This is a genomic window from Streptomyces sp. NPDC001270 (assembly GCF_042896695.1).
GTDB lineage: Bacteria > Actinomycetota > Actinomycetes > Streptomycetales > Streptomycetaceae > Streptomyces.
This window is the reverse complement of sequence record NZ_JBIAXM010000001.1, coordinates 603,791-627,229: the sequence shown is the minus strand read 5'-3', so window position 1 is coordinate 627,229 and position 23,439 is coordinate 603,791. Positions and strand designations below refer to the sequence as shown.

Here is a 23,439-nt window from a genome sequence, read left to right as displayed (position 1 = left end):
CGTACCGGCCGGTGGCCTGTCTCCCTGACGCGGGCCCGCCACTCCCAGGGCAGGAGGATGCGGGCAGGCTCGCGCGATGCGCTTCCGGCGGGCGGATCGTCGTAACTGACCCATCACTGACTGTAGAGGCATCAGTGGCACATGTGCCACTGAACACAGAACATTGCCTCCATCGGGTTGGAGCGTTGTGACCCCCCAGGGCAGACTGACCACCGACACCACGCGGGGAGGAAGGTGCCGATGCCGACACGGCCCACACCGACCGAGCGCCAGCGGCGGCTGGGCGCCGAGTTGCGAAAGATGAGGCTCGCGGCCGGCCGGACCACGGAATACGCTGCCGGATTGCTTGGGCTGGACCGTACGAAGGTCTCCAACATGGAGTCGGGAGTACGCGCCATCTCGTCCGAGCGCGTTCGGGTACTCGCCAGTAATTATGACTGCGGGGACACGGCCTATGTCGACGGTCTGGTCGCCATGGCCGACTCACGGAATCGAGCCTGGTGGGATCAGTATCGCGGCAATCTCCCCCAGGGCCTCCTGGATGTCGCCGAGTTGGAGTGGCACGCCACTCGACTGCGCACCTTGCAGACAGTCCACGTACCGGGGCTGCTTCAGCTGAGCGGATATGCCCGTGCCGTCTTCGCCGCCGCGCTGCCACCACTCAGCAAATCGGAGATCGAACTACGCGTGTCCCTTCGCGTGCAGCGGCAGCAGGTCCTGGAGTCCAAGGAACCCGTCCCGTACGTCGCCTACGTCCACGAGTGGGCACTTCGCATGCAGTTCGGTGGGCGGCGGGCGACCCGGGAGCAGCTCCTTCATCTGTGTGAGATGTCGGAGCGTGAGAATATCGAGGCCCGCGTCCTTACCGTCGAGGCCGGCGCATTCCCCGGGGCAGGGCACGCCGTGTTGTACGCAGGTGGTGCCGTTCCCCGACTGGACACAGTTCAACTGGACTCCGCGCACGGCGGAGAATTCACCCACGCCGAGGCTCAGCTCGCCAAGTACCAGGCTCATATGGATTGGTGGCATGCCAAATCGTTGGAGCCGAAAGCCTCGCGTGACTTCATCCACAGCATCGCCCGTCAACTCTGAGGAGTCACAACGATGACCGAGATCACCTGGGAAGCTCCGTTCTGCGCCGAAGGCAACAACTGCTTTCGCATAGGCACCGACGCCGCCGGCAACGCCTATATCGCCGTCGCCGGGCAGGAGGAGCACTTCGTCACGGACAGCCGTGACGCGCTCCGTGCCCTTGTCCAGGAGATCAAGGCGGGCAAAGTGGATCACCTGCTTTAGGGGGCGCCCTCCCCCGGCGTCAGCCCCCCGTCCGCGGGAACGTCACCTCCACGCGGCGGTTCTTCTTGCGGCCCGCCTCCGAGGAGTTGTCGGCGATCGGGTACTGCTCGCCGTAGCCGCGTACCTCGAAGGTGACGGTGGGGTCGTTCAGGTCCTGGTCCAGTACCGCCTGTACGGCGTTGGCCCGTTGTTTGGAGAGGACGTCGCCGTGGGCCGCGGAGCCCAGGTCGTCCGTGAAGCCGAACACCCGCACCTGGGTCGCGTGCTGGTTCCTGATCTCCTCCGCGATCGTCGCGATCCGGGCCTTCGCCTCCGCGCTCAGCTTGGCGCTGTCCTTGCCGAACAGCACCTCGGCCTGGAGGGCGAACGTCACGTCGGCGTTGGTGTCCTCGCGGCGTTCGTCGCCGCTCTGGTCCTCCACCACCGACTTGATGTCCAGCACCTTGGGGGAGGCGAGCGTGGCGCCCTCGGGGAGTTTCAGATCCGGGTCGTTGGGATCGACCTCGACCGGGGCGGAGGGCGATGCCTCGGTGCCCGGCGGGACGCTGGGGTCGGTCGCGTCGGCCGCGGCCGTGGTGGCGCCGTGGAGGGTCGCGGCGACGAGGAGGGCGGCGCAGGCCGCGGCCAGCGGGAGGCGGGGTCTGGTGGTCACGTGTGCCTCACCCGGAGATCTGGATGATGGCGGTGGAGAACGTCGGCAGTTGGAACGTCACTTCGGCCGTGTCCGCCGGGGGCGACGGGAACTGCATGAAGATGGGCACGGTGTCGCCCGCCCTGACCGTCTGGACACCGGTGGTGGTGAGGGGGCGGCCGTCGGTGTCGCGGAGGACGTAGTAGCGCTTCCTGCTCTTGGAGTCCACCAGCGTGGCTCCGCCGAACGACTGGCCGTTCTTCATGATCTCGGTCTCGTTGCCGGTGAGCTGCGAGGAGAGCACGGCGTCCTGGCTGCCGTCGTTCTTCAGCTCCGCGTTCACGGTGACGAATCCGCCCGGGTCGCGGTCGGCCGAGGTGACCCTCAGGTTCAGGCCGTCCGGGCCGCGGAGTTCGGCCAGGGGCTCCTGCGACCGGCCCTCCTGCGCGCTCGGGTCCGATCCGCCGTCCCGTGAGGCCGCCGCCGATGTCCGCGGTTTCCCGTCGTCGCCCCCGCCCCCGCCGCAGCCGGCCACGCAGACGGCCAGCCCGACCGCGACGGCCAAGGCAGCCACACCTCTGCGAGCCTTCGCAGTGCCCCGAATGCTCATCGTTCCGCTTCCTTCTCGACTCGTCGTTCGCTTGTCAGTCAGCCAGGTGCACGTCAAAGAGATCTTCCGGTCCCGGAAGGTCGAGGGGATCGTCCGGGTTCAGCTCCCAGTCCCGGTGGCCTTCGCAGGTGAGCCGGGGCGGTACGGCGTCCGCGGCGCCCGTGGCTGCGTCGCCGGGAAGTTCGAACGTACAGAGCGGTTCGATCACCGCCTTCGCGGACGCGGTCGACCGCACGTTCTCCGTACCGGGAACGACGGAGCGCCCGACGGGTTTGTCGGTCCGGACCTCGACGTCGTACGTCAGTGGATCGGGCGCATCGCAGTTCCGCAGCGTCGCGTCGTTCTGCGCGGCGAGCTGCTCGGCACGCCAGCACGAGGGGTTGAGGGCCACGCGACCGTCGAAGATGTCCTGCCAGGTCGCCGGGTCCAGCACGTCCTTCACCCAGGCGCCCGCGAGCTGGTCACGGGTGTTCTGGGCCGCCGCGAGCGCCGCGGCGTCGGCCGCCGTCTGGGCGCCGTTCCGGTTGACGCCCGCCTGGCCGACCGCCAGGTAGGCGAACGCGAGAAAGAGCAGACCCGCCACCACCGTGAGGTAGATGGGGAAGGCCTGCCCTGCGTCGCCCCGCCTGCGCCGTCGGGTCAGGTGAGCTGGGCGATCTTGGCCTTGATCTTGTCGAGGATCGTCTTGCCGATGTCCGTGCCGGTCATCGCCAGGACGATGGCCACCACGACCGCGATGATGCCCAGATACTCGACCGCGGTCTGCCCCCGGTCGCCGGCCCGCCGCCGAACGGCTTCGACCGTCGTGTTCTTCCAGCCGGTGACGCGGACCTTCGCCGCCACGGACGCCCTCAGCATCAGATCGCTCATCGTGCCCCCCTCCGGATCCGCCTTCGATCCGGGCAACGTACGACGCCGCGCTCCGCTCCGCACAGGGTCCCAGGACCCATTGCCGGGCCCAACCCCCGCCGTGGTCCGGCATGTCAGGCCACCCCCAGCCATTTGGCGGCGGCCTGGGCGCGGCTGGTGCTGTGCAGCTTGGCGAAGATGCGGTTGATGTGGTTCTTGACCGTCTTCTCGCTGATGAAGCACAGGGCGGCGATCTGCTGGTTGTTCAGACCGGACGCGATGAGGTCCATGATCTCCGCCTCCCTCGTACTGAGCTGGAACCGCGACCGTATCGACTGTCCCATATCAGATTGCGATTGCGAAAGGTTCTGTGGAGAAACAGCCGGTGAATTGGTGGGTAGTTGAGGGGCGGTGTGTGCAGTTGCAGGGATTGGGGAGCGTAGCTGGGCGATGAGGGCGCCGACCGCCGCGGGGGTGAAGTGCGGGCGGCCCCTGGTGATGTCCCTTACCGCCGCGAGCAGTTGGTCCGCGGTGAACTCGCCGTGCACCAGATAGCCGCCCGCGCCCAGCCGTACCGCCTCCTGGACGGTCTCCGCCTCGTGGCTGTAGGTGAGCATCATGACCGGGGCCAGCCGCGCCAGGTGCGGAAGTGCCGCCAGTCCGTCGACGCCGGGCATGCGGACGTCCAGGAGGACGACGTCGGGGCGGTGCTCCAGGGTCGCCTCATAGGCTTCGCGGCCGTCGGCGGCCTCCGCCACGACGGTGGTGTCCTCCCGGCCGGCGAGGAGGGCGGTCAGGCCCGCTCGGACCACCGGGTTGTCGTCGGCGACCACGATCCGGAGCGGTGCGGCGGGAGCGGTCGGCGGGAGGTTCTCGAAGGGGTTCGCCGGCATCGGGGGGCCTCCTCTCATCTGTCTCGGGCCTCTGGGGCCGCGTCTGGGGTACGGGGCGGTGTCGTCGGCCTGGTCAGCGGCAGTTCCAGGACGACCTCCGTGCCCTGGGAGTACGGGCCCGGTCCGATGCGCAGGCGGGCACCCACCGACGCGGCGCGCTCGGCCATGCCGACCAGGCCGAAATGGCCGAAGCGGCGCAGCTGTTCGAGAGTGGTGCCGGGGGGCAGGCCCCGGCCGTCGTCGTGGACGCTCAGCCGTAGCAGGCCGGCGTGCGCGTCCGCCCGTACCTCCACGCGGGCCGGTGCCCCGTGGCGGTGGGCGTTCTCCAAAGCCTCCGAGACGATGGAGAGGAGGTGGCGGGCCACCGCCGCCGGAACCGGCGGGAGTTCCCGGTCACCGGCCCGGCAGAACCCGGCCGGGAGGCCGGTACGGGTACGGAAGTCCGCGACGAGCGCCGCCAGGTCGTTCAGCAGCCCGGCGCCGGGGATGGGCATGGGCATGGGGGTGGGGATGGGGGTGGGGGTGGGAATGGCGGCGGAGTTGGAGGTGGGTGCGGGGGCTGCGTGGTCGGGTGCGGAGGTGTCGCCGGGTGCGGGTGCGTCGCCGGGCGCGAAGGTGTCGGTGGGCGCGAAGGTGTCTCGGTACGCGGGTGCGTCGCCGTAGGCCGGATCGTCGCCGTACCCGGGAACTCGGTCGCGGCGCAGGTCCGTGAGCAGTTCGCGGGCCTCGGCCGCCGCCCTGCGGGCCGAGCGGGACACCAGTTCCGCCTGCTGCTCGATCAGGGCGGGGTCGGTGCGGGCGCCCGCGGCGGCCGAGGCGGCCAGACCGTCGGCCGCGAGGGCCACCCCGTACAGGGTCTTCGCCACCGAGTCGTGCATCTCCCGGGCCAGCCGGGCGCGTTCGGCGGTCACCGCCTCGGTGGCGGCGAGCCGGGCCTTGACCGCCGTCAGGGTCTGGGTCGCGGCGCCGAACCGGAGCAGCACGTTGCGCAGGGCCGAGCCCATGGCTCCGGTGATGACACACAGGCCGGGCAGGAGCAGCGACTCGGCGAGGTCGGTCTGGTGGTCCTGGCGCAGGGTCGCGTGCACCAGCAGCAGGATCAGGGACTGGAGCGAGGCGAAGCAGGCCGCGCCGCGCCAGTTGTAGAGGAGGCCGGCCAGGAGCGGGGTGCAGACGCTGACGTAGGCGAGGGTCGTGTCCGGGCCCGCCGAGACGAGCAGGAGCGAGCCGATCAGGGTGTCCGCGGCCAGCAGGGTGGGGTGACGCAGGAGGAGCGGGCCGAAGCGCTGCCAGTCGCGGAACAGCACGTACGACACCATGAACGTGACGACCACCGCCGCGCCGACCAGGCGGGCGCCCAGGCCGGGGGACGCGTTCAGCAGGGCGGACGGGGCGGCCAGGGCGATCATGGCCAGCCGGAACCCGAAGACCTGCCGGCACATCGCCTGGAGGGCGCGCAATTGCAGCTTCTCCGGCGCGGGCGCGCCCGGCACGGCGATGCCCTCGGTCCCGGGGTCGGCCGGGGGCGGCACGGCCGTGATCTCGGGCGCGCCGCCCTGCCGGGTCAGCGGGCTTTCCTGCCCGGCCGGAACGCCCCCCTGCCGGGTCAGCGGGCTCTCCTGCCCGGCCGGAACGCCCCCCTGCCGGGTCTGCGAGTTCTCGGAGCCGGTCTGCGGGCTCTCCGGCGCGGTCCGCGAGTTCTCGGGCCCGGTTTGCGAGTTCGCGTGCCCGACCTGCGCACTCCCCCGCCCCGTCCGCCCGCCCTCCGACCCCGTCTGCGCACTCCCCCGCCCCGCCTCCGAGGGCTCCGGCCCCTCCTCCGAAGGCCCCGTCTCCGCCTGCGAGGGCTCCGGCCCCGTCTCCGTCGGCCTCCGCCCCGGCCCCATCGCCCGCGGTCCGCTCTCCGTCGGCTCGGGCCGGGGCGCCGTGCCCTTCACCCATCCCGGCAGGCGTACGCGGCGGCGTCGGTCCATGCCGCCTCTCGTCGTCGTCACCGCCCTCATCCCCGGCCCCGCCCGTCCCCGTCTACTTCCCCGCGATGGCGCCGAAGTCCACCCCGGAGCCGAGCAGGAGTCCGGCGCCCAGCAGCAGCATGGTGGCCGGGACCATGAACGTGGTGATCATCAGCGTGGCCTTGGGGACCGCCCGGGCGGCCCTGCGGCGGGCGTTCTGCGCGTCCGTACGGCGCATGTCCTTGGCCAGGGCCACCAGGGTGTCGACGATCGGCGCGCCCAGCTCCTCGCCCTGCTGCAACGCCGTGACGAACATCGCCACCTGCTCCGAGTCGTTGCGGCGGCGCAGTTCCGCGAACGCCTGGCGGCGGCTCATGCCGAGGTCCATCTGGCGCAGCGTGATGCGCAGTTCGTCGGCCCACGGGCCCTCGTACCTGACCGAGACCCGGTCCAGCGCCTGCCGGAAGCCGAGTCCCGCGCTCACCACCACCGCGAGGACGTCCAGGAAGTCCGGCAGGGTCCGCTCGATGACGTCCTTGCGGATACGGATCGCCGACCAGAGGCCGACCTCCGTCCAGAACGCGCCGAAGGCGAGCAGCAGCAGCGCGACGACGTACTGGTCGCGCATCACCATCACCAGGAAGCCGACGCCGCCGAGCGCCCCGTACACCGCGCGGCGGGCCGCGTACCGGTCGATGGTCAGGCCGCCGGGGTTGCCCGCGAGGTCGATCCTGCGGCGGTACCTGGCGACCCGTCCGGGTCCCATCAGGCGCAGCACCAGCGGGGCGTAGCGCATGCCCATGCGGTCGATCAGCGAGCCCACCGCGCCGGTGCGGGTGGCGCCCACCTCCAGGGCCACGGCCAGGTCGCGGGGCAGCCTGACGTCCGCCCGGTACATCCGGATCCCGGCGAAGACGCCGAAGACGCCGAGGCCGATCACCGCCGCGAACAGCAGTCCCATTCCGATCCCCTCCTTCCGTGCCCGGCCGTCAGACGTCGATCCGGCTCATCCGGCGGATGAGGACGAAGCCGACGGCGTACATCGCGAACGCGACGAGCACGCAGAGTTGGCCGAGCGCCGAACCGGTCAGGCGGTCGAGCGTGCCGCCCCTGACCCCGTTCATCAGGAACAACGCGCCCACCCCGAGTGCGGGAACGGCGTACGAGGTCATCGTCACCTGGGAGAGCTGGGTGCGGATCTCGCGCCGGGTCTCCTTGCGCTCCTCCAGCGTCTCGGTCAGGTTGCGCAGCGCGCTGACCACCTGGCCGCCCGCCCGGTTCGACAGGACGAGGGTGGTGACGAGGACGACCAGTTCGCGGGAGGGGAGGCGGTCGGCGAGTTCGCCCAGCGCGTCGTCCATGGAGTGGCCGATCGCCAACTGGTCGGAGACCTTGCCCAGTTCCTGGCCCGCGGGCGCCTCCAGCTCCTCCGCTGCCAGGCCGATCGCGGTGCGCAGGGCGAGGCCGGCCTGGGTGGCGTTGGCCAGGATGCGGGCGAGTTCGGGTAGCTGGTTGATGAAGCGTTCGATGCGTTTCTGGCGCTGCCAGTTGAGGAAGAGGAGCGCCGCCCACACTCCGGCCAGCCCGGCGATCGGGCCGAAGAAGGGGGCGAGGACGGCCTGGCCGATCAGCCAGAGGGCGGCGACCACGGCGAGCATGTACGCGAAGAACTCACCGGGTGTGACGTCCAGACCGGTCGCCAGGAGCCGGAGTTCCAGCTTCCGGCCGAACCGGGTGCGGCGCAGTCTGCGGTCGAGGGTGCGGAAGCGGCGCCGGCGGCCCGTGTCCGGGAGCTGGCCGGCGCTGCTGAGGCGTTCGACGAGGGCGGCGCGCTGGGCCCGGCCCGAGGCGTAGGTGTGCACGCCGACGACGGCCAGGACGCAGGTCAGCAGGGTGACGCCGGTGGTGAGCGTGACGAGCGTGGACAGATCCATGGGTGCCGTCTACCTGGCCTCTCGGGTGGCGAGCTGGTCCGCGCTCCGGGCCACACCGAAAGCCTGGGGCAGTGGCTGGTTCGCCATGTAGAGGCGGTCGGCGGTGCGGCGCGGGAGGGGGAAGTACTGGAAGGTGCCGTGGACACGGCCGTCGGGGGTCATCGGCCGGGCCTCGAAGCGGGCGGCCGTGGCCAGCCGGTACGGCTCGCTGCCGTGGCTGTCGAGCAGGGCGATCTCGGTGATCCGGCGGGCGCCGTCACCGAACCGGGTGAGCTGGACGAGGACGTCGACGGCGCTGTTGATCTGGTCGTGCAGGGCTACGAAGGGGACCTCGACGTCGGACATGGAGGCGAGGGTCTGCAGGCGGGTGAGGGCGTCCTCGGCGCTGTTGGCGTGCACGGTCGCCAGGGAGCCGTCGTGGCCCGTGGACATCGCCTGGAGCATGTCCAGGGACTCGCCGCCGCGGACCTCGCCGACCACGATCCGGTCGGGGCGCATGCGCAGCGAGTTGCGCACCAGGTCGCGGATGGTGACCTGGCCCTTGCCCTCGACGTTCGGCGGGCGGGACTCCAGGCGTACCACGTGGGTCTGCTGGAGCTGGAGTTCGGCCGAGTCCTCGATGGTGATGATCCGCTCGTGCGCCGGGATGAGTCCGGACAGGGCGTTGAGCAAGGTCGTCTTGCCGGTGCCGGTGGCCCCGGAGACGATGATGTTGAACTTGGCCTGCACCAGGCCCGCGAGCAGGAACAGCATGGGCTCGTCCAGGGAGCCGAAGCCGATCAGCTCCTTGAGGGTGAAGGAGCGCGGGAAGCGGCGGATGGTGAGGATGGGGCCGGTCAGGGACAGCGGCGGGATGATGACGTTGACGCGCTCACCGGACGGGAGACGGGCGTCGACCATGGGGTTGGACTCGTCCACCCGGCGGTTGACGGTGGAGACGATCCGTTCGATGGTCTGCATCAGCTGGTCCGCGGAGACGAAGCGCAGCGGCAACTGCTCCACCCGGCCGCCGCGTTCGACGAAGACCGCGTCGGGGCCGTTCACCATGATCTCGGTGATGGACGAGTCCTCCAGCAGCGGTTCCAGGATGCCGAGCCCCAGTGCCTCGTCGACGACGCGCCGGATCAGCTGGGCGCGTTCGGCCGTCGACAGGACCGGGCCCTCACGGCTGATGATGTGCCCGAGCACCCGCTCCAGGCGGGCCCGGCGCTCGGCGGCGACCAGCGAACTCATCTCCGCGAGGTCGATCTCCTCCAGGAGCTTGGCCCGGTAGGAGGCGACCAGGTGACCGTCCTCGCCCCGGCTGCCCTGCTCCTCGGGGGAGTTGATGCGTGCCCGCAGGCTCATGGCTTCGCTGCTCCTCGGTCAGTGGTCGAGCGGCATGGTGGCGGACTTGCGGGCGTCCCCGAAGTTCCAGCCGAAGACGACCGTGGGGATGTGGACGGTGGCGGTGACCTCGACCGAGTCGCCCATCTCCGCGGTCGCGCACCGCGTGCCGCCGGCGAGCCAGTCGCTGACCGCGGCCGTGCAGGCCCGGCCGACGTCCTGCCGCAGCGAGGCGGCCCGCGCGCCCGCGCGTGCCGCCGTCCCCGCCTGCTGCGCGGTGTACGCGACGAGACCGGTCTGGATGCCGGCGAGGGCGACGATCAGCAGGACGGGGATGAACCCCAGGTATTCGATGGCTACCTGCCCGCGGTCGCGGCGGGGTGATCGGGGGCTGCGGCGGCGGACACGGTGGCCGCCGGCCCGGAGTCGGGTGCCGCCGGCCCGGCGCCCCGTGCCGGTGTCCGGGAGTCCCGCGCCCCGGAGCCCTGTGCCGCCGTCCTGGAGCGCAGTGCCGCCGTCCCGGAGTCCGCCCCGGAGTCCTATGCCGACGTCTCCGTCGCCGCCGCTCGTGCCGCGTTCGTGGTCACGGTCGTGGTCGTGGTCGTGGCGCATCTCAGTGCTTCGCCTCCTCGACCGCGCCCGCGTGACCGTGCACGGTGACCGGGAAGGCGACCGTCCCCGGGAACAGGACGGGCACCTTCAGGGACACGTCGGCGGTCACATAGCCGCTCCCCCCGCACGTCACCGTGGCATTCCCCCTCCACGCCCCCGACAGGTGCCGAAGGCCCGCCTGCTCGCAGGCGGCCTGCCGCCCGGCCGGGGCCGCGGCCGTCCCGGCGCGTACCGCCTCGTCCGCAGCGTTCCCCGCGAGCGTGTAGGTGTACCCCACCAGAACGCACTGCCACATCAGCACCAGGGTGAGCAGGATCAGCGGGGTCATGCCGAGGAGTTCGACAGTGACCTGGCCCCGGTCCCGGTCCCGGTCCCGGTCGTGGCCCGGCCGGGCCAGGGGGCGCGGCAGGCTCGAACGGCACGGCCAACTCGGCCAGTTCGGCCGGTTCAGCCGGTTCAGCCGGTTCAGCCGGTTCAGTCGGTTCGGACCGCACAGACGGCGCGACCAGGTCCGGCGACCCAGCCGGTCCAGCTGGTGCAGCCGCGGGATCATCCGTTCCATCGGGATCACCCGCATCGTCGGGACCACCCGTTTCGGCAGGGTCATCCGCTCAAGCCGGCTCAGGCGGGCCATGCCGTCACTCCTTCCGGCGCCGGAAGCTCACCGCGCCGCGGTCTCCGCGCGGTCGGCCGCCGCGGTGGGCCGGTCCGTCGGGGGCGCGGGCCAGGGTCAGTTCGCCCGCGAGCGCCCACAGGGCCTGTTTCACCGTGCTCCGGCTGTCGAGTTCATGAAGACGCCCGGCGTCCACGACGCCCTGGAGTTCCTTGAAGGCCGCCGGGACCGCCGTACGGGCCAGTGCGGTGCCGGTGATGCGTTGGATGAGCTGCGGCTGGATCTCCGTACTCCGGGTGAGCCGGTTGACGACGACGGTGGTCTCCTCCGCCTTGCGGATCTGCAACCGGTCCCACATGCGCACCGTGCGCTTGGCGCCCCGTACGGCGACCACGTCCGGGGTGGTCAGCAGCAGCGCGGTGTCGGCCGTCTCCACGGCGGTCGCGCCGGCGCCGCTGAGCTGGGCGCCGCAGTCCACGACGACGACCTCGTAGTGGGAGCGCAGGACCCCGACGATCTGGCGGGCGGCCCGGTCGGTGACCTCCTCGCCGCGTTCCCCCTCGCCGGGGGCGAGCAGCAGGGCGAGGCCGGTGTCGTGGCGGAAGACGGCCTCGGCGAGGACGCGCGGGGTGATGTCGGCGATGGCGGCGAGGTCGACGACGGAGCGGCGGAACTGGATGTCCAGGTAGGAGGCGATGTCACCGGTTTGCAGATCCAGGTCGACCAGGGCGGTGGGCCGGCCGGACGCCTGGGCGGCGAGGGCGAGCTGGATGGCGGTGAGGGTGGTGCCGACGCCGCCCTTGGCGCCGCTGACGGTGACGACGGTGCCGCCCGCGCCGGCGCTCGTCTCGGCGCCGTGGCCGAGGTGACGGCGTACGCCGCGCGACCACTGGGCCACCGCCTGCACCCGGCTGGCGAGTTCGTCGTAGCTGAGCGGCAGGGCGACCAGGCCGCGGGCCCCGGCGTCCATGGCGGCGGAGAACAGACCCGGGCCGGCGTCGCCGGTGACGAGGATGACGCCGACGGCGGGGAAGCGCAGAGCGACCTCGCGGACCAGTTCGAGCGCGGGCACGGGGCCGATGCGCTCGTGGACGACGACGGCCTCGGGCAGTTCGTCGATGGACTCGGCGGCGAGCCGGGCGAGCGCGTCGACGAGCTGGGTGGAGTCGGCGACCGGCGGCAGCGGTTCGGCGTCGGGGAGCTGGCTGAGCAGGGTGACGAGGGAGCGTGCGGCGTCCGGGTCACCGACGGCCGGGAGGATCCTGGTGGGCATGCGGGCCGCCTCTCACTTGTCCGTGGCGAGTTCGTACGTGCGGTCCTTGTCCGGGACGGTGCTCTCGCCGCCGGGTGCCACCAGGGCGAGCCGGACCCGCTGCGCGAACGACTCGGCGTACGTGATGCGCTGGGCGTCGAGGGTGGACAGCGCGAAGGTGATCGGCACGGCGTCGGTCGGCTGCCGGCTCTTGTCGTCCGGTTCCAGGGAGGTGAGCCTGCCGACGTCGATGACCCGGGCGCCGGTCACGATGATCTTGGACTGGTCGGGGTCGCCCTGCTGCTTGCCCTCGAAGGTGGCGTAGACGTTGACCCGGGAGCCCGGGGTGATCTTGCCGGCCACGCCGGTGGCCGCGTCGATCATGATGGCGACCTCCTGCTGCCCCGGCTGGAGCGCGGGCTGGTCGACGATCATGTCGTTCTGCAACAGGGAGCCCTTGCGCAGGGTGGTCACGGCGATCTTGCCCTGGATCTGCCGCAGGCTGGTGACGGCGTTGGCGGACAGCCACCGCTCGGGCATCCGGATCTTCTCGAACTGGCCGGTGTCCAGCGGCGTGTACGGCGCCACGTCGGACTTGACCTGGTACGCGGTGACCTCGGGGCCGACCTTGGACTTCACGTCGTCGATGACGGAGAGCACGCCGGCGAACGCGCCGAGGGCGCAGACGACCGACAGGATCAGGAGTATCACGCCGCGGCGCTGACGGGAGTTCATGAGCCGTGCAACCTCATTGGGGGAATCGGTCGTGCGCAGTCGTATGGGTGAGCGGTGTGGCGGTGAGGCGGTGTGCGGGTGGGGCGGCAGGCCGGGCGGTCACGCGGGTGCGCGTTGTTCGAGGGCCCGTGGGGCGGGTGGTTCGTGGCCGGGCGGGATCGCGGAGCAGAAGACGCAGCGGTCGCCGATGACGTCGATGCCGCACCAGTGGCAGGTGCTCTGCCGTACCGACGTGACCAGTTGGTAGAGGACCGACAGGTCGGCCAGGTAGCTGCAGAACTCGATGATCCGGCCCGTGCCCCACCAGCTCGTGGACTCGGCGGGCAGCGGGGCCTCGCGCAGCCCGTGTGCGCCCCACGCCTCGGAGAGGGTGCCGAGCCAGTCGGACTGGAGCTGTCCCTTGGCGACCAGCATCCAGGTGCTGAACTCGGGTCCGGGCAGGGTCGCTTCGGGTCCGACGCGCACGAGCCGCGGTTCGGGGTGGGCGACCACCGCGAACTGACTGCCCGGCACCCAGGACTTGGCGTGCGCCCGCAGGCCCACGGGGACCCGGTCCAGCCTGGCGACCGAGCCGAGGACCGCACCGGCGTGGATGTAGTGGGTGAGCAGGCGGCCCGCGGAGGCGAGCACGCCGGGGCTGAGGTCGCAGGAGGCGAGCTGCCTCAACTGGCGGGCGAGGACGGCGATACCGAGGGGCGGCAGGCCGGGCCGGAACAGGGCGATGCGGTCGCTCTCCATGAGGGACCTGAGGGTGTGCAGCCGCTGTGTCACCGCCGCGGGTACGGCCTGCGAGCCCACGACGATCACATGTCCGTGCTGCTCGACGAGGTTCTGGAGGTCCGCCAGCGCATGGTCGAGCGGCCGCTTGTCGAGGTCCCCCAGGACGACGGCGGGCACGGTCCGTTCGTCCTGCGCGGGCAGCGCCAGGTCGGCACTGGTCACGGCAATGGCAGTTGGCACGCGCAGCTCCCCGATCCTCGCATCCGCGGGCCCCTCGGTGTTGCTCCAGTGCTCCGGGACGACTTCACTGCGTGACTACGTGAGCACTGTAACCACGCCGCTGTGGCCGGAGAACACCGTTTGTGCGGCCGGACGCGATCCGCCTTCACACAACTCACTCCAAATCCGGACAGGTTGCCCTTCTCTCCCCCACGGACTTTGGTCTGGACCTCTTGACAGCAGGATTGGTCTGGACCAAATTGTCAGGCCAGCGGTGGCCACCGTCCCCCACTTCTCTCCCCGCCCATCTCCCCGCCCACTCCCCCACCCGGAGGCCCCAGTGGATCGCGCACCAGGCACGCCCAGACGCAGCCGACGGCGGATCCGGACCTGGTCCGTGACCGCCGCGCTCGCCCTGTCCGTGGCGGGACTCGCCGCCGCCCCCGCATCCGCGGCGGACGTCAACAACGCCAAGAACGCCGGCTTCGAGTCCGGCCTGACCAACTGGACCTGTTCCGCGAACAGCGGTACGACCGTCTCGTCACCCACCCACACGGGCGCGAGCGCACTGAAGGCCACGCCCGCCGGGCAGGACAACGCCCAGTGCACCCAGGCGGTCGCGGTGCAGCCCAACTCCACGTACACGCTGAGCGCGTGGGTGCAGGGCGGCTACACCTACCTGGGCGTGACGGGCACCGGCACCACGGACGTGTCCACCTGGACGCCCGACGCGTCGTCGTGGAAGCAGTTGTCGACGACGTTCACGACGGGTGCCGCCACCAAGTCCGTCAACGTCTACACGCACGGCTGGTACGGCCAGGCCGCGTACCTCGCGGACGACGTGTCCGTCTACGGCCCGGACGGCGGAGGCGGCGGCGACCCGGCCCCGACGGTCCCGGGCACCCCGGGCGGCCTGGCCGTCTCCGGTACGACGTCCTCGTCGGTCTCCCTGTCCTGGAACACGGTGTCCGGCGCGACGGGCTACAACGTCTACCGCGACGGCACCAAGGTGACGGCGGTGACCGGCACGTCGGCGACGGTGTCCGGCCTCGCGGCGGCCAGCTCGTACTCCTTCCAGGTGACGGCGACGAACGCGGCGGGCGAGTCCGGCAAGTCGGCCGCGGTGACCGCCACCACCGGCACGACCGGCGGCGGGGGCGGCGGGACGGTGCCCAAGCACGCGGTGACCGGCTACTGGCAGAACTTCAACAACGGGGCGACCGTCCAGAAGATCTCCAACGTGCCGTCGGCCTACGACATCATCGCGGTGGCCTTCGCGGACGCCACCTCGACCCCCGGCGCGGTCACCTTCAACCTGGACTCGGCCGGTCTCGGCGGCTACACCGTCGACCAGTTCAAGGCCGACATCAAGGCCAAGCAGGCCGCCGGGAAGAAGGTCATCATCTCGATCGGCGGCGAGAAGGGCACCGTCTCGGTGAACGACTCGGCCTCTGCGACGAACTTCGCCAACTCGGTCTACTCGCTGATGCAGACGTACGGGTTCGACGGCGTCGACATCGACCTGGAGAACGGGCTGAACGCGACGTACATGACGCAGGCGCTGCGCTCGCTGTCCACGAAGGCGGGCTCCTCGCTGGTGCTGACGATGGCCCCGCAGACGATCGACATGCAGTCCACGTCGGGCTCGTACTTCCAGACGGCGCTGAACGTGAAGGACATCCTCACCGTCGTCAACATGCAGTACTACAACAGCGGCACGATGCTCGGCTGCGACGGCAAGGTGTACGGCCAGGGCACGGTGGACTTCCTGACCGCGCTGGCCTGCATCCAGCTCGAAGGCGGCCTCGCGCCGTCGCAGGTCGGCCTGGGTCTGCCGGCCTCGCCGAGCGCGGCGGGCGGCGGCTACGTCTCCCCGACGGTGGTCAACAACGCGCTGGACTGCCTGGCGAAGGGCACCGGCTGCGGCTCCTTCAAGCCGTCGAAGACGTACCCCGACCTGCGGGGTGCGATGACCTGGTCGACGAACTGGGACGCGGCCTCGGGCAACGCCTGGTCGAACACGGTGGGCCCGCACGTGGACGCCATGCCGTGATGACGGGGACGGGAACGCCCTGCCGTAGCGGCGGGGAGCGGTAAAAAGCAGAGAAGAGGGGCGGTGACTTCGGTCGCCGCCCCTCTTCCGTACTGCCCGTACCGTACTGCCCGTACCGCGTACCGCGGGCCTCGGCGCTACTCCTCGAAGTAGGCGTCGAGCACCGCGTCCAGTTGGTCCTCCCACTCCTTGAAGCGCGCCCTGGCCGTGGCCTCGATCTCGATCGGGTACCAACGGTTGTCAGGGGTGTGCACCGTGATGGTGAACCGCTTCCCGAAGCGGGGCGACTCCGTCTCGACCGCGCCGATCTCGTCCCAGCGGAACTCGCAGGACTCCTCGTCGAGGCGGAGCCGGACGCCCTCCTGGTCGGCCACTATCCGGGCGCGGCGGTCGGCGGCCTCGAAGACCGGGCCGTCCGACGAGTCCTCGCCGCCCTGCTCGTCCTCATCGTCCGCCACGGACTCCGCGTCCTTCTCGGAGACCGCGTCCTTCTCGGACTCCGGGTCCGTGTCGGATTCCGGGTCCTCCACGGACTCCGTTTCCGTCCCGGACTCCGGGCCCATCGCGGACTCGGACTCCTCCTCGGACTCCTTCGTCTGCTCGGTGGCCTTCCCGGAGACCGGCTCGGAGACCTTCGCGGCGGGCGCCTCCGCGTCCGCCGAGGCCGGGTCGTCGGTCTCGGCGGCGTCCGCGGGCTCGGTGCCCTGCCGCTCCGCCGGCACGGGCGCGGTGATCCCGGGGATGAAGGCCGGGTCGAATCCGGCGCCCTCAAGGGGCTGGCTGCTCGATCCTATGCGCTGCTCCACGCGGGCAGTATGGACGACATTCCTGTGCCGGAACCAGTCAGCCCGCCCGTCACTCCGGTTTCAACCTGGTGACGCTCTCGCACACACGTGCGCTCAACTCCCTGATGCGGTCAGCCGAGTACCGCGAGCGCGTCGATCTCGATCAGCAGTCCCGCGGGCAGCCCGACGTACACGGTGGTGCGCGCGGCGGGCGGCTGGGTGAGCCGCTGCTCCTCGAAGTAGGCGTTGTAGATCTCGTTCAGCTCGGCGAAGTGGGCGACGTCGGTGAGGTAGACGCGGATCATCAGCACGTCGTCCCAGCTCGCGCCGCCCTCCTCCAGGATCGCCTTGACGTTGGCGAGGGTCTGGAGGGTCTGCTCGCGCAGGGCGGGACCGGCCGGCGTGGGCGGCTTGCCCGGCTCGGCGGGGAGGAAACCGACCTGCCCCGCGACCTGGAGGATGTTGCCCTTCCGTACCCCGTGCGAGAACTGCGCGGGCGGCGTGGTGTGGGTCGCGGGGGTGAGCGCGATCTTCTCGGTCACGGTCTTCTCAGTCATGCACATGTCCTTCGCTGGGTCTCGGGGGTCTCGGGGGTCTCGGGGGTCTCGGGAGGCAGGGGGGCACGGGGAGCACGGAGAGCACGGGGGTCTCGGGGCCACCGGGGTCGACGGGGGCGACCATGTCCCTGGGGGCAACCAGGACCCTGAGGTCGACGGGGTCACTGCGGTTCGGCCGGGGTGCGGCCGGAGTACTCGCCGCTGATGGCGTCGGCGGTGCGGCGCACCTGCGGGAGCAGGGTGAGGAGTTCGTCGGCGGTGACGACGACGTTCGGCGCGGAGACGGACATCGCGGCGACCACCCGGCCGTCGGCGCCCCGGATGGGCGCGGCGACGCAGTTGATGGACTCCTCGTGGCCGCCGAGGTCGGTGGCCCAGCCCTGCTCCCGGACCTTGTCCAGCTCCCGCAGGAAGGCGGCGGCATCCGGGGTGGACCGGGCGGTGTACAGGGGGTAGTCGAGCTGTTCCGCGAGCACGCGGCGCTCGGCGGCGGACAGGTCGGCGAGGAGCAGCTTGGCCACGGCGGCGACGGTGATGGCGACGGGCTTGCCGATCCGCGAGTACATGCGCACCGGGTAGCGGCTCTCCACCTTGTCGATGTACAGCACCTCGTGCTCCTCGTACACGGCGAGGTGGACGGTGTGTCCGCAGTTCTCGTTGAGGCGGACGAGGTGGGGGTGGGCGATCTCGCGGATGTCGAGGTTCTCCATCGCCTCCTGGGCGAGGGCGAAGAGGCGGGCGCCGAGCCGGTAGCGCTGGTCGCTCTGGCGGTAGACGAGGCCGTGTTCGTGCAGGGTGCGCAGCAGGCGCAGGGCCGTGGACTTGTGCACGCCGAGCCGGTCGGCGACCTGGCCGAGGTCGGCGGGGCCCTCGGCGAGCAGCGGCAGGATGGTCAGCGCCCGGTCGACGGTCTGGCTCATGGTGTGGGTACCTCCTCGTCGGCCCGGCCCGGGGCCCGTGTCCAGCCGGGGCCGAGTCGAAGTCTCCCCCACGCCGCGTCGTCCAGCGCGAGCAGCCGGTCGGCGTGGTCCCGGGCGGGGGGTGCGGCGAGGTCGCCGGGGACGGTGAGGGCGGCGGCGGCCATCAGGTGCCCGGAGCGGATCCGCTCCCGTACGGGCAGTCCGCGCAGCGTCGCGGAGAGGAATCCGGCGGCGAAGGCGTCACCGGCCCCGACGGGCGCGACGACGTCGACCCGCAGGGCGGGCACGGAGGTACGCGTGTCCGGGGTGCTGCCGCCTCCGTCGGCGCGCCCGGCGGACCCGACAGGCTCCGCGGACTCGACGGACGCGGCGGCCTCGGCACGCTCCGCGGGCGCGGCGCGTTCGAAGACCGTCGCCCCGTGCGCGCCCTCCTTCACCACCAGCACCCGCGGCTCCGGCAGAGCGCCGCGGATCGCCTCCGGGCCACCGTCGACGCCCCAGGCCGCCTCCGCCTCGTCGGCGCCCACGAAGACCAGGTCGCAGCCGCGGGCCAGGTCCAGCAGCACGCGGGGCGCGGCGGCGTCCCGCCACAGGGCCGGGCGGAAGTTCACGTCGAAGGAGACGAGGGGGCCACCGCCGGGCCGGGGCGCGGTGAGCCGCCGGAGCAGATCGAGGCAGCCGCCGGACAGCGCGGCCGTGATCCCGGACAGATGCAGCACCCGGGCGGCCCGCAGGGCGGCCAGGTCCACGGTGTCGACGGTCATCGCGGAGGCCGCCGACCCGGCCCGGTAGTAGGCCACCTCGTGGTCACCGCCCGCCCGGTCGCTCGCCGTGCGGAAGTAGATCCCGGTGGGTCGCGCCGCGTCCCGCCGTACCGCGGCGACGTCGACGCCGTAGCCCCGTATCGCCTCGACGAGATGGTCGCCGAAGCCGTCGGTGCCGACCTGGCTGACCCAGCGCGCGGTGTGTCCGGCGGCGGCGAGCACGCAGGCCACGTTGGATTCGGCGCCGCCGATGGCACGCTCGAAGGAGGGCACGTCGGCGAGCCGGCCGGCCCTGGTGGGCAGGAACGTGACCATGGACTCGCCGAGCGCGACGACATCCACGGTGTTCACGGTGTTCACGACATCCACGGCGTCGGGAGCGGTGCGAGGTCCGGTGACTGTCACGGTCGTCGTGGCTCCTCGGTGCGGGCGCGGGTCCCGGCGGCTCCGTTGACCCACGATGGGCGAGATGTTAGACAGCGGTGAGCGATATACGCAACGGTAGTTGCAATGTGTGCAACGCACCTGATCGGGGAGGTTCCATGAGCACGGAGGCGCTCGCCCGCCTGGCCGAGGACCGCGTCGACCACCGTTTCAAAGGGCTCCCGCCGGACGCCGCCGGGCTGACCGTCGGCGAGCTGGCCGCCCAACGCCGCAACCTGTTCACCGACGGGTTCGCCACGCCCGTCCTCGCGCTGTCCGCCGAGCGCCTGGAGCACAACCTGAAGCTCATGGAGACGTACGCGGCCCGGCACGGTCTCGCCTTCGCCCCGCACGGCAAGACGTCCATGGCCCCGCAGCTCTTCCACCGGCAGCTCGCGCACGGCGCGTGGGGCATCACGCTCGCGATGCCGCACCAGGTGCGGGTGGCGCGGGCCTTCGGGATCGGGCGGATCTTCCTCGCCAACGAGCTGGTGGACGCGGCGGCGCTGCGCTGGATCGCCGCGGAACTCGCCGCGGACCCGTCGTTCCGCTTCGTCTGCTACGTCGACTCCGTGCGCGGCGTGGAGCTGATGGACGCGGCGCTGCGCGGGGCCGTGCGTCCCGTGGACGTCGTCGTCGAACTGGCCGCGGGCGAGGGCGCCCGTACCGGCGTCCGTACGGAGGTGGAGTGCGCGGCGGTGGCGGACGCGGTGGCGGCCGTGCCGACGCTGCGGCTGGCCGGGGTCGCGGGGTACGAGGGCGAGGTGCCGGACGCCGACCCCGAGCGGGTGCGCGCGTGGCTGCGCCGGCTGGTGGCACTGGCCGTGGACTTCGACCGGGCGGGCCGGTTCGCGGACGCCGGGGAGGGCGGAGAGGCCGGGGAGGGCGGGGAGATCGTCGTCAGCGCGGGCGGCAGCGCCTGGTTCGACACGGTGGCCGAGGTGTTCGCCGGGATCCCCGACCTGACCCGCCCGGTCCTGAAGCTGCTCCGCTCCGGCGCCTACGTCTCGCACGACGACGGCCATTACCGCAGGCTGACTCCCTTCAACCGCGTCCCGCAGGAGGGCGCCCTGGAGCCCGCCTTCCGGCTGTGGGCGCAGGTCGTCTCCCGGCCGTCCGCCGGGCAGGCGTTCGCCAACGCGGGCAAGCGGGACGCGGCGCACGACCTCGACCTGCCCTTCGCCCAGGTGGTACGCCGGGACGGCGCCGAGCGGCCGGCCACCGGCGTCTCGGTGACCGCGCTGTCCGACCAGCACGCCTGGCTGCGCACGGAACCGGACGCGGACCTGGAGGTCGGCGACTGGATCGGGCTCGGCCTGTCCCACCCGTGCACGTCCTTCGACAAGTGGCAGCTGATCCCGCTTGCCGAGGCGGACGGCACGGTCGTGGACTACATCCGTACGTTCTTCTAGCACTGTCCGTACCTCCACTATGGGCGGTACATCCCATGCATCCGTTCCATGCATCCGTTCCATGCATCCGTTCCATGCATCCGTTCCATGCATCCGTACGTGCTTCGAGGAGGCAGCCGGTGGACGAGCTGGTCATCAGGGACGCGGACGTCGTGGACGGCAGCGGCGGGCCGGCGTACCGGGCCGACGTGGTGGTCGACGGCGGCCGGATCGTCTCCATCGTGCAGGAGGCGGCGCAGGCCGGCTGCCAGCGGCCCAGGGCCCGCCGGGAGCTGGACGCCGAGGGACTGGTCCTCTCCCCCGGCTTCATCGACATGCACGCGCACAGCGACCTCGCCCTGCTGCGCGACCCCGACCACAGCGCCAAGGCGGCGCAGGGCGTGACGCTGGAGGTCATCGGACAGGACGGGCTGTCGTACGCGCCGGTCGACGACCGCACGCTGGAGGAGGTGCGCCGGGCGATCACCGGCTGGAACGGGTACGGCGACGACATCGACTTCGACTGGCGGTCCGTCGGCGAGTACCTGGACCGCCTCGACCGGGGCATCGCCGTCAACGCCGCCTATCTGATCCCGCAGGGCACGGTCCGCGCCCTCGCCGTCGGCTGGGCGGACCGTCCGGCCACGCCCGCGGAGCTGGACCGGATGCGGCAGCTCGTCGCCGAGGGCCTGGAACAGGGCGCGGTCGGCCTGTCCTCGGGGCTCACCTACACGCCGGGCATGTACGCCGGGGACGCCGAACTCACCGAACTGTGCCGGGTGGTGGCCCGCTACGGCGGCTACTACTGCCCGCACCACCGCTCCTACGGAGCGGGCGCGCTGGCGGCGTACGCGGAGATGGTGAAGCTGGCCCGGACGGCGGGCTGCGCCCTGCACCTGGCGCACGCCACCATGAACTTCGGCGTGAACGAGGGCCGCGCGCCCGACCTGCTGGCCCTCCTGGACCGGGCCGCCGCCGACGGGGTGGACATCAGCCTCGACACCTATCCGTACACCCCGGGCTGTACGACACTCGCGGCGCTGCTGCCCAGTTGGGCGAGCGAGGGCGGTCCCGCGGAGGTCCTGCGGCGGCTCACCGACGAGGCGACCGCGGAGCGGATCCGGCACGACCTGGAGGTCGTGGGCGCGGACGGCTGCCACGGCGTGCCCGTCGACTGGGACACGATCGAGATCTCCGGGGTGACCGATCCGGCCCTGGCCGACCATGTCGGCCGCACCGTCCTGGAGTCGGCGCGGCGGCGCGGCGAGGCCCCGTGGGCGACGGCCCGCCGGCTGCTGGTCGAGGACGAGCTGGGTCCGACGATCCTCCAGCACGTGGGCCACGAGGAGAACGTCCGCACGATCATGCGGCACCGGGCGCACACCGGCGGCTCGGACGGCATCCTGCGCGGCGCGAAGCCGCATCCGCGGGCGTACGGCACCTTCCCGCGCTATCTCGGCCACTACGTACGGGAGTTGGGGGTGCTCTCCCTGGAGGAGTGCGTCGCCCGGCTCACCTCGCGTCCCGCGGCCCGGCTGCGGCTGCCGGACCGCGGTCTCGTCCGCGAGGGCCACCGCGCCGACCTGGTCCTGTTCGACCCGGCGACGGTCGCCGCCGGGTCCACCTTCGAGCAGCCGCGCACGCTGCCCGTGGGCATTCCGTACGTCCTCGTCGACGGGCGGTTCGTGATCGAGGACGGGCGCCGTACCGATGTGCTGGCCGGGCGGGCGGTCCGCCGGACTCCGGTCGGCTGATCGTCGTCGGGCACGGCCGGGCGGGCGCCGAGGCAGGGGCGACCGCCCGGACCGCCGGCTACGGCTTGGGCAGGGTGCAGCCGCTCGCGCTCAGGTTCAGCTTGTTGCCGGTCGTGAAGCAGGCGGGGATCTGGTAGATCTCCTGGGCGTAGTTGATGCCCTGGCGGACGGTCACGGCGCCGTTCTGGTCGACCTCGCAGGGGTTGTTCACGGTGCAGCGGGCGCCGTCCTCGTTGCCGGTGTTGTTGACGGCGACGACCGAGCCGGTGGCGTTGTCGAGCACCGGGGAGCCCGAGGTGCCGCCGATGGTCTGGCACGCCGAGGTGTAGCGGACGGAGTCCTTCCAGGTCCAGTCGCCCTCCTTCAGCCGGTAGACGAAGCCGTCGATGGTGCAGGCGTAGGTCTTCTTCCAGTACCCGGAGACGACCGTGATCGCGGTGCCGGCGGTCGGGTGCGTGTTCTGCACGGTCAGCGGGCTGATCCCGTACGAACTCTTGATCTGCGCGTACGTGGTGGTCAACTGGTAGATCGTGACGTCCGTGTCGGTCATCGTCGAGTACGCGACCTTGCTGGCGCGCAGCGTGCCGACCTGGGTGGCCGACGCGTTGAGCAGGCCGAAGGTGCGGCTGGACGCCTGGTCGACGATGACCTGGCCGGCCGCCGGGAAGCCGGTCTCCAGGCAGTGGCCGTTGGTGAGCACCAGGGCCGGGTCGGCGTCGGTGGAGTTCGGGAAGCGGATGACGGAGCCGGAGCAGTTGCTGAGCGCGACGGTGCCGGCGAAGTTGACGGCCCGGATCGCGGGCGCGGACTTCGCGGGGGCGGACCGCACGGGGGCGGACTGTGCGGTGGCGGCCTTGCCGGGTGCGGCCTGCGTCGCCGCGCCGGTGGCGGCGTCCACCGTGGCGGCGGCCGCGGGTGCCATGCCCGCGCCGGTGATCACCAGGGTCGCGAGCACGGCAAGGAGAGGCTTCTTCATGTGGGGGTCCCCTCTGACGAGTTGGGCGACCGGACATCTTCCGGCTGCCCTTGCTTGTCATGCGCATTCTCAGCACACGGAGGGGCGGGAACAAGAAGCCGGATCAAGACATAGGGGTTTCCCTCTACGGAGAGACCGGGGCGACGCATACGGAGGGACCGGGGCGAAGCGCAC

General features: G+C 71.7%; 24 protein-coding genes. 5 read left to right on the top strand and 19 right to left on the bottom strand.

Annotated features, from left to right (window positions below):
- Nucleotides 1–240 precede the first annotated feature (240 nt).
- Both ACFY2B_RS02880 and ACFY2B_RS02875 read left to right on the top strand, forming a co-directional pair.
- Nucleotides 241–1,092, top strand: a complete 852-nt coding sequence (locus ACFY2B_RS02880; RefSeq protein WP_390761321.1) for a helix-turn-helix domain-containing protein — start codon at nucleotides 241–243, stop codon at nucleotides 1,090–1,092.
- Between the two features lie 12 nt (nucleotides 1,093–1,104).
- Nucleotides 1,105–1,296, top strand: a complete 192-nt coding sequence (locus ACFY2B_RS02875; protein ID WP_390761320.1) for a hypothetical protein — start codon at nucleotides 1,105–1,107, stop codon at nucleotides 1,294–1,296.
- A gap of 19 nt (nucleotides 1,297–1,315) precedes the next feature.
- Here the strand turns inward: ACFY2B_RS02875 and ACFY2B_RS02870 are convergent, their stop codons facing one another.
- The 14 genes from ACFY2B_RS02870 to ACFY2B_RS02805 all read right to left on the bottom strand — a co-directional run bounded on the left by ACFY2B_RS02870 (nucleotide 1,316) and on the right by ACFY2B_RS02805 (nucleotide 13,645).
- Nucleotides 1,316–1,948, bottom strand: coding sequence for an OmpA family protein (locus ACFY2B_RS02870; protein WP_376536008.1), 633 nt, complete (start codon nucleotides 1,946–1,948; stop codon nucleotides 1,316–1,318).
- A gap of 7 nt (nucleotides 1,949–1,955) precedes the next feature.
- The gene (locus tag ACFY2B_RS02865) at nucleotides 1,956–2,537 is read right to left on the bottom strand and encodes a hypothetical protein (RefSeq protein ID WP_390761319.1); all 582 of its coding nucleotides are present in this window, start codon (nucleotides 2,535–2,537) and stop codon (nucleotides 1,956–1,958) included.
- A 34-nt stretch (nucleotides 2,538–2,571) separates the two neighbouring features.
- A complete protein-coding gene (locus tag ACFY2B_RS02860) occupies nucleotides 2,572–3,180 on the bottom strand; it encodes a pilus assembly protein TadG-related protein (protein ID WP_390761535.1) in 609 nt (202 codons plus the stop codon).
- Nucleotides 3,177–3,407 carry a hypothetical protein gene (locus ACFY2B_RS02855; RefSeq protein WP_376536040.1) on the bottom strand — a complete coding sequence of 77 codons (231 nt, stop codon included), beginning with the start codon at nucleotides 3,405–3,407 and terminating at the stop codon, nucleotides 3,177–3,179. The genes ACFY2B_RS02860 and ACFY2B_RS02855 overlap by 4 nt, the downstream gene beginning before the upstream one ends.
- A 113-nt stretch (nucleotides 3,408–3,520) precedes the next feature.
- The gene (locus ACFY2B_RS02850) at nucleotides 3,521–4,297 is read right to left on the bottom strand and encodes a response regulator (RefSeq protein ID WP_390761318.1); all 777 of its coding nucleotides are present in this window, start codon (nucleotides 4,295–4,297) and stop codon (nucleotides 3,521–3,523) included.
- A complete protein-coding gene (locus tag ACFY2B_RS02845; protein ID WP_390761534.1) occupies nucleotides 4,294–5,721 on the bottom strand; it encodes a sensor histidine kinase in 1,428 nt (475 codons plus the stop codon). The genes ACFY2B_RS02850 and ACFY2B_RS02845 overlap by 4 nt, the downstream gene beginning before the upstream one ends.
- A gap of 583 nt (nucleotides 5,722–6,304) precedes the next feature.
- Complete coding sequence (locus tag ACFY2B_RS02840; RefSeq protein ID WP_390761317.1) at nucleotides 6,305–7,192, bottom strand: DUF5936 domain-containing protein; 888 nt, start codon at nucleotides 7,190–7,192, stop codon at nucleotides 6,305–6,307.
- A 28-nt stretch (nucleotides 7,193–7,220) separates the two neighbouring features.
- Complete coding sequence (locus ACFY2B_RS02835) at nucleotides 7,221–8,165, bottom strand: type II secretion system F family protein (RefSeq protein ID WP_390761316.1); 945 nt, start codon at nucleotides 8,163–8,165, stop codon at nucleotides 7,221–7,223.
- 9 nt (nucleotides 8,166–8,174) lie between these two features.
- Nucleotides 8,175–9,512: a CpaF family protein gene (locus ACFY2B_RS02830; protein ID WP_390761315.1), complete on the bottom strand. Its 1,338-nt coding sequence runs from the start codon at nucleotides 9,510–9,512 to the stop codon at nucleotides 8,175–8,177.
- 18 nt (nucleotides 9,513–9,530) lie between these two features.
- On the bottom strand, nucleotides 9,531–9,845 hold the full coding sequence (locus tag ACFY2B_RS02825; protein ID WP_390761533.1) for a TadE/TadG family type IV pilus assembly protein: 315 nt from the start codon (nucleotides 9,843–9,845) through the stop codon (nucleotides 9,531–9,533).
- Between the two features lie 259 nt (nucleotides 9,846–10,104).
- Entirely contained in the window at nucleotides 10,105–10,500 is a 396-nt protein-coding gene (locus ACFY2B_RS02820; protein WP_390761532.1) for a TadE family protein, read from the bottom strand.
- A 241-nt stretch (nucleotides 10,501–10,741) separates the two neighbouring features.
- A complete protein-coding gene (locus tag ACFY2B_RS02815) occupies nucleotides 10,742–11,989 on the bottom strand; it encodes a CpaE family protein (protein ID WP_390761314.1) in 1,248 nt (415 codons plus the stop codon).
- Between the two features lie 12 nt (nucleotides 11,990–12,001).
- A complete protein-coding gene (cpaB, locus tag ACFY2B_RS02810; protein WP_390761313.1) occupies nucleotides 12,002–12,703 on the bottom strand; it encodes a Flp pilus assembly protein CpaB in 702 nt (233 codons plus the stop codon).
- A gap of 99 nt (nucleotides 12,704–12,802) precedes the next feature.
- Entirely contained in the window at nucleotides 12,803–13,645 is an 843-nt protein-coding gene (locus ACFY2B_RS02805; RefSeq protein WP_390761531.1) for a hypothetical protein, read from the bottom strand.
- A 337-nt stretch (nucleotides 13,646–13,982) separates the two neighbouring features.
- Here ACFY2B_RS02805 and ACFY2B_RS02800 point away from each other — a divergent pair, with 337 nt between their 5' ends.
- Nucleotides 13,983–15,695 carry a chitinase gene (locus tag ACFY2B_RS02800; RefSeq protein ID WP_390761312.1) on the top strand — a complete coding sequence of 571 codons (1,713 nt, stop codon included), beginning with the start codon at nucleotides 13,983–13,985 and terminating at the stop codon, nucleotides 15,693–15,695.
- Between the two features lie 137 nt (nucleotides 15,696–15,832).
- Here ACFY2B_RS02800 and ACFY2B_RS02795 read toward each other — a convergent pair whose 3' ends face one another.
- The 4 genes from ACFY2B_RS02795 to ACFY2B_RS02780 form a co-directional block, all read right to left on the bottom strand.
- Nucleotides 15,833–16,501: a hypothetical protein gene (locus ACFY2B_RS02795; RefSeq protein ID WP_390761311.1), complete on the bottom strand. Its 669-nt coding sequence runs from the start codon at nucleotides 16,499–16,501 to the stop codon at nucleotides 15,833–15,835.
- A gap of 110 nt (nucleotides 16,502–16,611) precedes the next feature.
- Nucleotides 16,612–17,022, bottom strand: a complete 411-nt coding sequence (locus ACFY2B_RS02790) for a RidA family protein (protein ID WP_376536048.1) — start codon at nucleotides 17,020–17,022, stop codon at nucleotides 16,612–16,614.
- Nucleotides 17,023–17,198: 176 nt separating this feature from the next.
- Nucleotides 17,199–17,957 carry an IclR family transcriptional regulator gene (locus ACFY2B_RS02785; protein ID WP_376536030.1) on the bottom strand — a complete coding sequence of 253 codons (759 nt, stop codon included), beginning with the start codon at nucleotides 17,955–17,957 and terminating at the stop codon, nucleotides 17,199–17,201.
- A complete protein-coding gene (locus ACFY2B_RS02780; protein ID WP_390761310.1) occupies nucleotides 17,954–19,126 on the bottom strand; it encodes a sugar kinase in 1,173 nt (390 codons plus the stop codon). Before ACFY2B_RS02780 ends, ACFY2B_RS02785 begins: the two co-directional genes overlap by 4 nt.
- Before the next feature lie 137 nt (nucleotides 19,127–19,263).
- Between ACFY2B_RS02780 and ACFY2B_RS02775 the strand changes: the two genes are divergently transcribed.
- Both ACFY2B_RS02775 and ACFY2B_RS02770 read left to right on the top strand, forming a co-directional pair.
- On the top strand, nucleotides 19,264–20,556 hold the full coding sequence (locus ACFY2B_RS02775) for an amino acid deaminase (RefSeq protein WP_390761309.1): 1,293 nt from the start codon (nucleotides 19,264–19,266) through the stop codon (nucleotides 20,554–20,556).
- 119 nt (nucleotides 20,557–20,675) lie between these two features.
- Nucleotides 20,676–22,289: an amidohydrolase family protein gene (locus ACFY2B_RS02770; RefSeq protein ID WP_390761308.1), complete on the top strand. Its 1,614-nt coding sequence runs from the start codon at nucleotides 20,676–20,678 to the stop codon at nucleotides 22,287–22,289.
- 58 nt (nucleotides 22,290–22,347) lie between these two features.
- Here ACFY2B_RS02770 and ACFY2B_RS02765 read toward each other — a convergent pair whose 3' ends face one another.
- On the bottom strand, nucleotides 22,348–23,265 hold the full coding sequence (locus ACFY2B_RS02765; protein WP_390761307.1) for a trypsin-like serine peptidase: 918 nt from the start codon (nucleotides 23,263–23,265) through the stop codon (nucleotides 22,348–22,350).
- Between the last annotated feature and the right edge of the window lie 174 nt (nucleotides 23,266–23,439).